This is a genomic window from Bradyrhizobium symbiodeficiens (genome assembly GCF_002266465.3).
In the GTDB taxonomy this organism is placed as follows: Bacteria; Pseudomonadota; Alphaproteobacteria; order Rhizobiales; family Xanthobacteraceae; genus Bradyrhizobium; species Bradyrhizobium symbiodeficiens.
This window is the reverse complement of the sequence record NZ_CP029427.2, coordinates 5,521,004-5,533,975: the sequence shown is the minus strand read 5'-3', so window position 1 is coordinate 5,533,975 and position 12,972 is coordinate 5,521,004. Positions and strand designations below refer to the sequence as shown.

Here is a 12,972-nt window from a genome sequence, read left to right as displayed (position 1 = left end):
TATAGTGCCGCCCAAAGCAAGGGGGCGCTATGGCAAGGATAAGGGTGGGACTCGTCGGCTGCGGCTTCGTGTCGGAGCTGCACATGTACGCGTTCCGGCGCGTCTATGGCGTGGACGTCGAGGTCGCGGCGGTGGCTGCCCGCGGCGACCATGTCGTCGAATTCGCCGGCCGCCACGACATCCCGCGGGTCTATCGCAGCTTCTCTGATCTGATCGGGGACGCAGCTATTGACGTCGTCGACATCTGCACCCCGCCCAATCTTCATGCGGAAATGATCGTCGGCGCGATGCAAGCCGGCAAGCACGTCATCTGCGAAAAGCCGTTCGCCGGCTATTTCGGCCGTGACGGCGATCCGCAGCCGATCGGCAAGCACGTGCCGAAGGCGCTGATGTATCAGCGCGTGATCGAGGAGATGGACAAGACGCGCGCCGCGATCGAGCGCACCGGAAGACTCTTCATGTATGCCGAGGACTGGATCTACGCGCCCGCGGTGACAAAGACGGCGGAGATCATCAGGGCGACGAAAGACAAGATCCTGTTCATGAAGGGCGAGGAGAGCCATTCCGGCTCGCACGCGGCCCACGCCGCGCAATGGGCGATGACCGGCGGCGGCTCGCTGATCCGCATGGGCTGCCATCCGCTCTCGGCGGTGCTGTATCTGAAGCAGGTGGAGGCGAAGGCGCGCGGCGAGAGCATCCGTGTCGCCAGCGTCACCGGCGATGTCGGCAACGTCACCGCCGCGCTCAAGCCCGAGGAGCGCGGCTACATCAAGGCCAATCCGCTCGACGTCGAGGATTGGGGCACGCTCACCGCCACCTTCTCCGACGGCACCAAGGCCACCGTGTTCTCCGGCGACATGATCATGGGCGGCGTGCGCAATCTCGTGGAGACCTACACATCCGGCGGCTCGCTGTTCGCCAACATCACGCCGAACAATCATCTGATGAGCTACCAGACCTCCGAAGAGAAGCTCGCATCCGTCTACATCACCGAGAAGGTCGATCGCAAAACCGGCTGGCAATATGTCTGCCTGGAGGAGGAATGGACGCGCGGCTATTTGCAGGAGATCCAGGACTTCATGGAATGCGTGGCGACGGGCCGGCAGCCGCTGTCCGACCTCGCGCTCGCCTATGAGACGATCAAGGTCAACTACGCAGGGTACTGGGCGGCGGAGGAGGGGCGGAGGGTGGTGTTGTGAAGGAGGCCATCGCTGCAGCGGAGGTGTGCTCCCTCTCCCCGCAAGCGGGGCGAGAGAGCGCAGCACCGTGGCCGTCGCTCGCTCCTACGCCCCGTAGGTCGAGCCCTTCGGCAGCGGGAATACCGGGTCCCGCGTTTTGATGTTGGTCGGCCACACCACCGAGATGTGCTCGCCAGCGTTCTGCATCACCACCGGGGTCGAGCGTTCGTTCTGGCCGGACAGCGGCGTGCCCGGCGGGAAGAATTTCACGCCGTAGCCCTGGATGGTGCCGCCGGCGGGAATATCGACGTCGAGCGCGGCCTTGCGGATCGCCTCCGGCTCGAAGCTGCCGTACTTCTCCTTGGCCACCGGCAGCACGTTGTTGAGCAGCACCCAGGTCTGGTTGAAGCCCATCGAGCAGTGCGGCGGCACGTCGGTGGCGCCGGTCTTGGTCTGGTAGCGCGAGACCATGGTCTTGATCAGCTCGCCCATGCCCGGCGCGAGCTTGGCGGGATCGAGCAGCTGCGCCGGCACCGGATCGATGTTGCAGAAATTGTCGATGTCGGGGCCGAAGGTGGCGCGCAGCTTGTCGAGCTGGCTGTAGCCGGCGCCGGCCCCGAACAGCATCTTGAAGCGCAACCCGCTCTCGCGGGCCTGACGCAGGAACAGCGTGATGTCGGGGTTGTAGCCGGCGTGCGAGATCACGTCCGCCTTGGCGCGCTTGAGCTTGGTGACGAGCACCGAGAGGTCGGGCGCGGACGCCGAATAGCCTTCGCGCAGCACCACCTGGATGCCCGCCTGCTTGGCATAGGCCTCGTCGGCCGCGGCGACCCCGACGCCATAGGGGCCGTCTTCGTGGATCAGCGCGACCTTGACGTCCTTGGCCTCCATGCCGAGCCTGGCTTTCGCGTGCTCGGTGAGGAAGCCGGCGAAGGCCTGGCCGTATTGATCCGAATGGATCTGCGCGCGAAACACGTATTGCAGGTTCTTGTCCTTGAACACGGCGGTCGAGACCGCGGTCGTGATCCAGAGGATCTTCTTCTGCTGCTCGACCTTTGCAGCCATCGGCACCGCATGCGCGCTGGAATAGACGCCGTTGATGATGTCGATCTTTTCCTGGCTGATCAGCCGCTCGGCCTCGTTGATCGCAACGTCGGCCTTGCTCTGGGAGTCCGCCGCGACGGGCACGATCTTGGTCTTGCCGCCGATGCCGCCCTTCTCGTTGACGAGGTCGATGGCGATCTGCGCGCCGACCGAGGAGGCGACCGAGCCGCCGGCGGCGAAGGGACCGGTGAGGTCGTAGATCAGGCCGACGCGCAAATTCTCGGCCTGCGCCTGGGCCCTGGTCCAATCGAGGCTGAGCGTAGCGGCGGCAGCCGCCGTACCCTTCAGCAGCTGCCTGCGTGAAGTTGGCATCCTATCCTCCCTCAAATCCGTCGTGTGACTGGTTGTTATTTTTTTGCGAAGTATGAGGAGGGGGACAGCGGAAAGTCAACATCGCGAAAGTCGGGTGCGCCGCAGAACGCAATTGCGAGACGACGGTGAGCCCCGGCGAGATCGTGCGCTATTGCGACAAGCGCCGCGCCAGATAAGGCGCCGTCTTGCCGCCGGCTGTGGCGACCTGGTCCGGCGTTCCCGATGCGACGATGCGGCCGCCCTCGTCACCGGCGCCGGGGCCGAGATCGATGACCCTGTCGCTATGGGCCACGACGTCCATGTCGTGCTCGACCACGATCACGCTGTTGCCGGCATCGACGATCCGATCGAGCTGGGCGATCAGCCGCTCGACGTCGCGCGGGTGCAAGCCGGTGGTGGGCTCGTCAAGCACATAGAGCGTGTGGCCGCGTTGCGGGCGCATCAGCTCGGTCGCCAGCTTGATCCGCTGCGCCTCGCCGCCGGACAGTTCGGTCGCGGACTGGCCGAGGCGGATATAGCCGAGACCGACTTCGCGGACGACCGACAGCGACCGGTTCAGCGTGGCATCGTCGCGGAAGAAGTCGAAGGCCTCGTCCACGCGCATCGCCAGCACGTCCGCGATGGATTTTCCGTCGATCTTCACCTCGAGCGTCTTGTCGTTGTAGCGCGCGCCCTTGCAGGTCGGGCAAGGCGCGTAGACGCTGGGCAGGAACAGCAACTCGACGCAGACGAAGCCTTCGCCATTGCAGGTCGCGCAGCGCCCCTTCGCAACATTGAACGAGAAGCGCCCGGCATCGTAGCGTCGCGACTTGGCCTGAGGCGTTGCCGCGAACAGCTTCCGGACATGGTCGAACAGGCCGGTATAGGTCGCAAGGTTGGATCGCGGCGTGCGGCCGATCGGCTTCTGGTCGACGACGACGAGACGATTGATCCGGTCAAGTCCGGCAACGATCTTGCCGCCAAGCGTCTCGACCGTCGGGGCGAGGCTGTCGTCGTCCGTATCGGTGGCAAGCGTATGGCCGAGATGCGCGGCCACGGTCTCGACGAGGAATTGGCTGATCAGGCTCGACTTGCCGGAGCCGGACACGCCGGTGATGCCGGCGATGACACCGAGCGGAATGTCGACGTCGAGGCCGCGCAGATTGTTGCGGGTCACGCCCCGGAGCTTCAGATGTCCCTTCGGCTCGCGGCGGATCGCCGGCAGTTTCTTGCGCGGACGTGCAAGGTAGTGCGCGGTGCGCGATTGCTCGATCTCGCCGAGCCCTTCCGGCGGTCCGCTGTAGAGGATGAGCCCGCCGCCCTCGCCGGCATCGGGGCCGACATCCACCAGCCAGTCGGCATGCCTGATCACCTCGATCTCGTGCTCGACCACGAAGATGGAATTGCCGGCGTGCTTCAGCCGGTCCAGCGCCCGCAGCAGCGCCTCGGTGTCGGCCGGGTGCAGGCCTGCGGAGGGCTCGTCGAGCACGTAAACCACGCCGAACAGGTTGGAGCGGACCTGCGTCGCCAGACGCAGGCGCTGCAGCTCGCCCGGCGACAGGGTCGGCGTGCTGCGTTCGCAGGCGAGATAGCCGAGGCCGAGGTCGAGCAGGACGGCAAGGCGCGCGGACAGATCCTCGCAGATGCGCATCGCGACGACGGTCTTCTCCGATTTGTCGGCCGAAGGTCTCGCAAACGGCCTGATCACTTCGTGCAACTGCTTCAGCGGCAGGTGCGATATTTCGGCGATGTTGCGCCCGGCGAACTTCACCTTGAGCGCCTCGGGCTTCAGCCTTGTGCCGTGGCAGATCGGGCAGTCCCGGATGATCATGAATTGCGCGACGCGGCGCTTCATCATCGCACTCTCGGACTTGGCGTAGGTCTGCATCACGTAGCGCCTGGCGCCGGTGAAGGTGCCCTGATAGCTAGGGTCTTCCTTGCGGCGAAGGGCGCGCTTGACCTCGGCGGCGTCATAACCGGCATAGACAGGCACAGTCGGCTGCTCATCGGTGAACAGGATCCAGTCGCGGTCTTTTTTGGGCAGCTCCCGCCAGGGCTTGTCGACGTCGTAGCCAAGCGTCGTCAGGATGTCCCGGAGGTTCTGTCCCTGCCAGGCGCTCGGCCAGGCCGCGACGGCGCGCTCGCGGATCGTCTTGGTGTCGTCGGGCACCATCGATTTCTCGGTGACGTCGAGCATCCGGCCGATGCCGTGGCAGGTTGGGCAGGCGCCCTCGGGCGTGTTCGGCGAGAACGATTCCGCATAGAGCATCGGCTGCCCCCGCGGATAATCGCCGGCGCGCGAATAGAGCATCCTGAGCAGGTTCGAGATGGTGGTGACGCTGCCGACCGACGACCGCGTCGTCGGCGAGCCGCGCTGTTGCTGGAGCGCGACCGCGGGCGGCAGGCCCTCGATGTCGTCGACCTCGGGGATCTGCATCTGGTGGAACAGGCGCCGCGCATAGGGCGACACCGACTCCAGATAGCGCCGCTGCGCCTCGGCGTAGATCGTTCCAAAGGCGAGCGAGGATTTTCCGGAGCCCGACACGCCCGTGAACACGACGAGGGCGTTGCGCGGAATCCTGACGTCGACGTTCCTGAGATTGTGCTCGCGCGCCCCGCGCACCCGCACGAAGCCGTCGTCCTGCATCAGGCTGTCGGGCCGTCCCGGTTGATCGTCCATCTCGCCTCCTCCGGCTCCCTGGGGAAACAACGGCAGGATCGCAGGATGGGTCCTTTGAGGCCAGTGGGACCGGCAGTGTTCTGCACAAGGCGAAGGCCCGCCGCGGTCGACGACGGGCCTTGCAAGGGAAGGATGCCGCGGAACGGCTCGCCCGGCGCTTACTGCGATAGCTTCACGAAGTTCGGAAATTTCAGCTTGCCCTCCGCGATCTTCTCGGGCCAGACCACGACCTGCTTGGAATCCTGCCACTGGAAGACGAGGCCCGTCACGGCGCCCGGCCCCGACTTGATGCCGTGGGTGAACTCGTCGTTCTTGCCGTAGAACTGGATCTTGCCGATCGTGCCTTCGTAGTCGGTCTTTTCCAGCTCGGCGACCATCTTGTCGGGATCGGTCGAGCCGGCGCGCTTGATCGCGTCGGTGATCATGTAGACCTCGTCATAGGCGGTATAACCGGTATAGGCCGGCGCCGAACCGAACTTGGCCTTGAACGCCGCCGCGAACGGCTTGGTCTTCGGGGTCACCGCAACGTCCGGAGTAGCCACCGCAAGCGAGGGTATGCCGTCGGCGGCGCCATTGGTGTCCTTCCAGAAGGTCGGGCTCAGCGCCTGCGCGGAGATGCCGAACATCGGGATCGGCACCTGCTGGTTCTTCCACTGCACGGTCGGCTGCACCCCGACATGCGAGATGCCGGTGACGATCACATCAGGCTTCTTGCTCTCGATGTTGTTGAAGATCGGCGTGAAGTCGGTGGTGTCGGGCGAGAAGCGCACGTGCTCGACCACCTTCAGGCCTGCCTTCGGCAGGCAGGCCTCGTAGCCGACGTCGAGCGGCTTGGTCCAGGCGGCGTCCTCGCTCATGATCGCGACCGTCTTGAACTTGAGCTTGTCGACGAGGAGATCCTTGGCGGCGTCGCAGACGATCTGCGCCTGCGCGGCCGACGTCAGATAGCCGTGGAAGGTGTACTTGTTCTTCTCATAGTCGTTGTGGATCGCCTTGGTGATCTCGTTCGAGGCGGCGCCGGGCGTGATCAGCGGCATCTTCAGCCGCGCCGCCCAGGGCTCCAGTGCCAGCACGACCTCGCTGATGTAGCTCGCGATCACGGCGGAGACCTTGTCCTCGCTCACCGCGCGCTGGAAGGCGCGCACGGAATCCGCCGAGGAGCTCTTGTTGTCGTAGGTGACGATCTCGACCTTGCGGCCGAGAATGCCGCCCTTGGCGTTGATCTCGTCGGCGGCGATCTGCGCGCCACCCGGCGTCGCCGCACCCGCGATCGACTGCACCTCGGCGATGACGCCGATCTTGATCGGATCGTTCGACTGCGCGTAGGCGGGCGCCGCGAGGCACAGCACCAGCGCGGAGGCGAGCAGGCTGCTGCCGAGAACTGAAGGTCGCATGGTCGTTTCCCTTTCGTTGTTTTGTTGTCGAGACGTACGAACTAGAGAAAATCCGCGCCGGCCTCGCTTGCGAAGCGGCCGGGATCGCCCTCCCAGACGATCCTGGCATGCTCCAGCACGTAGACGCGGTCGGCATGCGGCAGCGCGAAGGTGACGTTCTGCTCGCCGAGCAGCACCGTGATCGCCGTGGTCTGCCGCAACTTCTCCAGCGCCTTGGACAATTGCTCGAGGATGACGGGGGCAAGGCCCAGCGTCGGCTCGTCCAGGATCAGGATCTGCGGCTGCATCATCAGCGCGCGGCCGATCGCCAGCATCTGCTGCTCGCCGCCCGAGAGCGTCTGCGCCATCTGGCCCTGGCGTTCCTTCAGGATCGGGAACAGCTCGAACAGCCAGGCAAGCTGCTTGGCGCGCTCGTCGTCGGACAGGTGCTGTCCGCCGAGATCGAGGTTCTCCCGCACGCTCATCTCGCCGAACAGCTCCCGCGATTCCGGGCACTGCACGAGGCCGCTGCGCGCGATCTTCGCCGGACTGGTGCCGCGCAGTTTGTCGCCGCCGCGCACGATCTCGCCGGTATAGGGCAGGAAGCCGGAGATGGTGTTGAACAGCGTGGTCTTGCCGGCGCCGTTGAGGCCGACGATGGAGACGAACTCGCCCTCGTGAACGTGGATTGAGACGTTCTCCAGCGCCTGCGCCTTGCCGTAGAATACGCTGACATTCTCGACCTGGAGCAGCGGCACCTGGTCCTTGAAGCCGGTCTCGGGCCGCGCATGGGTCTCGAGGGCGCCGCCGAGATAGACCTTCCGTACCGTTTCGTTCTTCATCACGTCCTCGGCCTTGCCGGTGACGATCTCCTCGCCGAGATACATCGCGAGCACGCGGTCGACCAGCGCGGCGACGCTCTTGACGTTGTGGTCGACGAGCATCACCGCGCGGCCCTCGTCGCGGAAACTTCGGATCAGCTCGGAGAAGATGTCGACCTCGGCCCGTGTCAGTCCTGCGAAGGGTTCGTCGACCAGGACGACCTTGGGGTCGCGCGCGATCGCTTTCGCAAGTTCGAGCCGGCGCAGATCCGCAAAGGGCAGCGTCGGCGGGCGGCGGTTCATCACATCGCCGAGCCCGACGCGCTCGGCGATCCACTTGGCGCGCTCGACCAGCGCCTTGTCCGGGAACAGCATGAACAGGCTGTCCGGCAGCAGCGCGACAAGGATGTTCTCCAGCACCGTCTGGCGGTTCAGGGGACGCGAGTGCTGGAACACCATGCCGAAGCCCTTGCGCGCGATCTTGTGCGCGGGCAGGCCGGCGACGTTCTCGCCCTCGAAGATCACCTCGCCCGAGGTCGGGCGTTCGATCCCCATCACGCTCTTCATCGCGGTCGATTTGCCCGATCCGTTCGGTCCGATCAGGCCGAAGATCTCGCCGCTGTTGACCTCGAAGCCCAGGTTCTTCACTGCGGTCAGGCCGCCGAAACGCTTGGTCAGTCCGCGGACTTCGAGCACGGCCCGGTTTGAAAGCCTCATATCCATCACGAACGCGCCTCGCGCGAGAGGGCCGCTCCGAGGAAGCCGCCGGGGAAGAACAGCACGACGAGCAGGGCGACCGCCGAGACGATGAAGGTCGCGAGCTCGCCGGTCGGGCGCAGGAACTCGCCGGCGACGATCAGGAAGATCGCCCCTAACGCCGCGCCCAGCACGGTGCGCCGGCCGCCGAGCACCGCCGCAACGATCACGTTGACGCCGACGGCGACGTCGACGACGGTGCCGACCGAGGCGGTGCCGAAGTAGAACACCAGCAGCGCGCCCGACAGCCCCGAGAAGAACGCGCTGACGATGAAGGCAGCGAGCTTGTGCTTGACGATGTTGAAGCCGAGCGCGCCGGCCTGCACCGGGTCCTGGCCGCTCGCCTGCAGCACGAGGCCGATGGGCGATTGCGACAGGCCGTAGAGGATGGCCGCCGAGATGGTCATGAAGCCGAGCGCGATCCAGTAGTTGGTGCCGGCGTTGATGCTGATGACGTCGGGGATGGTGAGCCCGATCTCGCCGCCGGTGAGGTCGGCGAACACGACGATGAAGTTCTGCAACATCAGCACCGCGACCAGCGTGGTCAGGCCGAAATACGGTCCGCGCACGCGCAGCGCCGGCAGCGCCAGCACGAGGCCGGCGATCACGGAGGCGACCGCTCCCAACACGATACAGAGATAGACCGACCAGCCGAACTGGGCGTTCAGGATGCCGGCGGTGTAGGCGCCGACGCCGATCAGGAAGGTCGGCCCGAAATTCACTTCGCCTGCGAAGCCGAACAACAGATCCCAGGCCATCGCGAACACGCCGAAATAGAAGGCGACGGTCAGTAGCCCGAGCACGTAGCCGGAGACGTAGAGCGGCAGCGTTGCCGCAATGACGACGAGCGCGATCGAGATGAAGAACAGGCGCGAGGTGAAGAAGTTGGACATCTCAGCGCCTCCCCAGCAGGCCTTGAGGCCGGATGTACATCACGAACACGAGCAGCAGCAGCGCCGGGATGGTGCGATAGGCCGGCGAGACGAGGTAGGCCGTCAGCGTCTCGAGATAGCCGACCACGAAGGCGGCGATCAGCGAGCCGGAGACGCTGCCGAGGCCGCCGAGCACGACGATCGAGAACGCGCTCGCCGTCAACGGTCCGACGCTGTAGGAGCTGACGCCGAGGAACATGCCGAGCAGCACGCCGGCGATGCCGGCGAGAATGCCGTAGATCGCCCACACCACGACGTAGATGTTGGTGAGCTCGAGCCCGAGCAGCGTGACGCCGCGCGGGTTCATCGAGGCCGCCAGCACGGCTTTGCCGATGCGGGTGCGGTTCACCAGAAGCCACAGCAGCGCGATGACGAGGCAGCACACGATCGCCGTGAAGATCTCGTTTTGCGGCGTGCGGACGCCGAGGATCTCGACGACGCCCTCGACGATCGGCAGCACGGTCTTGGCGTTGTTGGTGAAGAAATAGGCGATCAGCTCCTGGATCATGATGCCCCAGAGCAGCGTTCCCGTGAGAACGAAGATCTCCTTCTCCTCATTGGGAATGCGCCGGGAGTCCTGGATCGGCTTCACCACCGCGAAATAGGTGGCAAACGCGGTGAGGAGCGCGACCGCCACTCCGATCAGCGCGCCGACATAGGTGCCGACACCAAGCACGCTGGCCGCGGCCCAGGCCGCCACCGCTGCCGCGACCATGATGGCACCGTGAGAGAGGTTGAGCACGCCCGAGACGCCGAAGATCAGGGTAAAGCCGGTGGCACCGAGAGCGTAGAGAGCGCTGATGGCAAAGCCATCGATCAAGATCTGGAAGGCTCGCATTGATGATAGGCCGGATGGCAGCCGGGCTGCCGCTTTGAGGGACGGTGCTGCGTTGGACGCATGTGGAAGCTCCCGGGAAGTGGTCGCGGGAGCATTTCCTGCTAATTGCTGAGCTTGACGAAGCTCGGGAACTTGACGTCGGCCTTCGCGACGTCCTTGGGCCAGACCGCGACCTGCCTGCCGTCCTGCCATTGCAGCATCAGCCCGGTGATCAGGCCCTTGCCGTACTTGATCGAGTGGGTGAACGGATCGTCCTTGCCGTAGAACTGGACGCGGCCGATCGTGCCTTCCCAGTCGGTCTTCTCCAGCGCATCGACGAGCTTGTCGGCGTCGGTCGAACCAGCCCGCTTCACCGCGTCGGCGATATAGTAGACCTCGTCATAGGCGGTGTAGCCGGCATAGGAGGGATAGTTGCCGAACTTCTTCTTGAAGGCTTCTGCGAACGGCACCGACTTCGGCGTCACCGCGACGCCTGGACCGGAGACGCCCTGATAGAGCACGCCCTCGGCCGCCTGATTGGTGTCCTTGCCGAAGGTCTCGTTGGTGGCCTGCGAGGAGATGCCGAACATCGGAATCGGCACTTGCTGGTTTTTCCACTGCACCGTCGGCTGCACGCCGACGTGGGAAATGCCGGTGATGATGACATCCGGCTTGGAGCCCTCGATCTTGTTGAAGATCGGCGTGAAGTCGGTGGTGTCGGGCGAGAAGCGGACGTGGTCGAGCACTTTCAGCCCGATCTTGGGTAGACATTCTTCGTAGCCGGTGTCGAGCGGCTTGGTCCAGGCGGCGTCCTCGCTCATGATGACTGCGGTCTTCATGTGCATCTTGTCGACGAGCAGATCCTTGGCGGCATCGCAGACCGAAAGCGCCAGTGCCGCCGAGGTCAGATAGCCGTGGAAAGTGTACTTGTTCTTCGCGTAGTCGCTATGGACGCTCTTGCTGATTTCGTTTGACGCTGCGCCAGGCGTGACGAACGGCGTCTTCAGCCGCGAAGCCCAGGGCTCGAGCGCCAGCACGACCTCGCTGATATAGCTGGCAATGACCGCGTTGACCTTGTCCTCGTTCACCGCGCGCTGGAACGCTCGCACTGAATCTGCCGAGGAGGAGTGATTGTCGTAGGAGACGATTTCGATCTTGCGGCCTTCGACGCCGCCTTTCGCATTGATCTCGTCCGCTGCGAGCTGCGCCGCCTGCGGAATGGATGCGCCGGCAATCGCCTGAGCTTCCGCGATCACGCCGATCTTGATCGGATCTGCCGCTTTGGCCGCGCTTGACGCTGTCATCATCGCGGTGGTCGCGGCCACACCGAGCGTCATTCGCAATGCAACAGAGAGTGCATTATTCATTTTTTTTCTCTCCCTTCGAACAGGCCTCTTGTGAGCCATTATGTCGCACTATAGCGGCGAGGGAGGTCTCGGCAAGTGAAACCGCGTTCATGATCGTGAGAGCGGGACTAAAGTCTAGCGCCTGCGCAAATTGCGGGCAGTCCTTGCCACTTCTCTTCAGTGCCAGAAAAACCGCGGCGCGGAACCAGGGTTCGACACGCGCTAGATTCGAAATGTCGAGGGCGTCGCGTGATGCCGACGCCCTCGATGATGCCTTGCGCTCAGCCCGGGCCCGCGCCCTGCGTTGCGGTGAACACCGCGTAGAGCGATTGGCTCGCGGCCATGAACAGGCGGTTGCGCTTGGGGCCGCCGAAGGTGATGTTGCCGCACACCTCCGGCAGGCGGATGCGCCCGAGCAGCTTGCCCTCCGGTGACCACACCGTCACGCCGTTGTAGCCGACCGCGCGGCCGGCATTGCTGGAAGCCCAGACATTGCCGTTGACGTCGCAGCGCAGGCCGTCTGGCCCGCATTTGACGCCGTCGATCACGCAGTCGCTGAACCTCTTGCCGTTGGACAGCTTGTTGTCAGCCCCGACGTCGAACACGAAGATATCGCCTTTGCCGCCCGGGCCTGTGTCGCCCGGTCCCTTGCCGGTTGAGGCGACGTAGAGCTTCTTGTAGTCGGGCGAGAAGCACAGGCCGTTCGGGTCCGGCACCTGCTCCTCGGTCACGACGAGATCGATGCGGCCTGAGGGATCGATGCGATAGCAATTGGTCGGCAGTTCGCGCTTGCCGGGGACGAAGCCGGCGGGCTGTCCGATCCGCGGATTGAGCTTTCCGCCCGCATTGCTCGGGCCGCTTGCGGCGTCGGGTTCGCCCTCATAGAGTTGGCCGCCATAGGGTGGATCGGTGAACCAGTAGCTGCCGTCGGGATGTGCGACCACGTCGTTCGGCGAGTTCAGCTTCTTGCCGTTGTAATTGTCGCAGAGCACGGTGGCGGTGCCGTCATGCTCGTAGCGCGTCACCCGGCGGGTCAGGTGCTCGCAGGAGAGCTGGCGGCCCTGGAAGTCGAAGGAGTTGCCGTTGGAATTGTTGGAGGGCGTGCGAAACACGCTGACGCGGCCGTCGTCCTCGCTCCAGCGCATCTGCCGGTTGTTGGGAATGTCGCTCCACAGCAGATATCTTCCTTGCGCGCTCCACGCCGGGCCCTCGGCCCACAGCACGCCGGTGTACAGGCGCTTGATCGCGGTGTTGGGCTGCGCGAGATCGTTGAAGGACGGATCGACTGCGATGATGTCGGGGTCCCAGAAATAAGTGGTCGGCGCGCCGCGGGGGCCGAAATCGCGCGGCGGGGTGGTGATGGTGGTCGGCGGTGCGGCGGGTCCGGTCTGGGCCAGCGCAGGGCCGGCGAGCGTGGCCGCGGCGCCAAGCGCAAGCCCCCGGACGAGTGTTCGTCGTGAAAGCGCGGCATCCTGCTCACGCTGCTCTTGGTAACGAGCCGCTGGCTCACCCGTCTCCTGGCGTGTCATCGCGTCCTCCCAATAATGTTCGCTGACCGGTTGATCCGGCCGAGCGGAAGCGGAGGTTAATGCGGTCCGCCTCCGGTTGCGAGAGGAATAGAATTCTTCCGTGCGGTTGTGAGCCGCAATGTCGTCATATTCGAATGCGCTGGAG

General features: G+C 64.9%; 9 protein-coding genes. 1 reads left to right on the top strand and 8 read right to left on the bottom strand.

All coding sequences use genetic code 11. From position 1 onward, the window contains the following. Positions 1-29 precede the first annotated feature (29 nt). Positions 30-1,199, top strand: coding sequence for a Gfo/Idh/MocA family protein (locus tag CIT39_RS26010; protein ID WP_094977463.1), 1,170 nt, complete (start codon positions 30-32; stop codon positions 1,197-1,199). An 84-nt stretch (positions 1,200-1,283) separates the two neighbouring features. Here CIT39_RS26010 and CIT39_RS26005 read toward each other — a convergent pair whose 3' ends face one another. The 8 genes from CIT39_RS26005 to CIT39_RS25970 form a co-directional block, all read right to left on the bottom strand. Beyond that, positions 1,284-2,594 (bottom strand): ABC transporter substrate-binding protein, encoded by a 1,311-nt coding sequence (locus CIT39_RS26005; RefSeq protein WP_094977464.1) that lies wholly within the window; start codon positions 2,592-2,594, stop codon positions 1,284-1,286. 148 nt (positions 2,595-2,742) lie between these two features. After that, on the bottom strand, positions 2,743-5,253 hold the full coding sequence (uvrA, locus tag CIT39_RS26000) for an excinuclease ABC subunit UvrA (RefSeq protein ID WP_094977465.1): 2,511 nt from the start codon (positions 5,251-5,253) through the stop codon (positions 2,743-2,745). Between the two features lie 158 nt (positions 5,254-5,411). After that, a complete protein-coding gene (locus tag CIT39_RS25995; protein ID WP_094977466.1) occupies positions 5,412-6,647 on the bottom strand; it encodes an ABC transporter substrate-binding protein in 1,236 nt (411 codons plus the stop codon). Between the two features lie 41 nt (positions 6,648-6,688). Continuing rightward, a complete protein-coding gene (locus CIT39_RS25990; protein ID WP_162308685.1) occupies positions 6,689-8,170 on the bottom strand; it encodes an ATP-binding cassette domain-containing protein in 1,482 nt (493 codons plus the stop codon). Beyond that, complete coding sequence (locus tag CIT39_RS25985; RefSeq protein ID WP_094977468.1) at positions 8,170-9,096, bottom strand: branched-chain amino acid ABC transporter permease; 927 nt, start codon at positions 9,094-9,096, stop codon at positions 8,170-8,172. The genes CIT39_RS25990 and CIT39_RS25985 overlap by 1 nt, the downstream gene beginning before the upstream one ends. A gap of 1 nt (position 9,097) precedes the next feature. Continuing rightward, positions 9,098-9,973: a branched-chain amino acid ABC transporter permease gene (locus CIT39_RS25980; protein WP_094977469.1), complete on the bottom strand. Its 876-nt coding sequence runs from the start codon at positions 9,971-9,973 to the stop codon at positions 9,098-9,100. Positions 9,974-10,074: 101 nt separating this feature from the next. Beyond that, the gene (locus CIT39_RS25975; RefSeq protein ID WP_414645255.1) at positions 10,075-11,289 is read right to left on the bottom strand and encodes an ABC transporter substrate-binding protein; all 1,215 of its coding nucleotides are present in this window, start codon (positions 11,287-11,289) and stop codon (positions 10,075-10,077) included. Between the two features lie 290 nt (positions 11,290-11,579). Continuing rightward, positions 11,580-12,827, bottom strand: a complete 1,248-nt coding sequence (locus CIT39_RS25970; protein WP_162308684.1) for an SMP-30/gluconolactonase/LRE family protein — start codon at positions 12,825-12,827, stop codon at positions 11,580-11,582. Between the last annotated feature and the right edge of the window lie 145 nt (positions 12,828-12,972).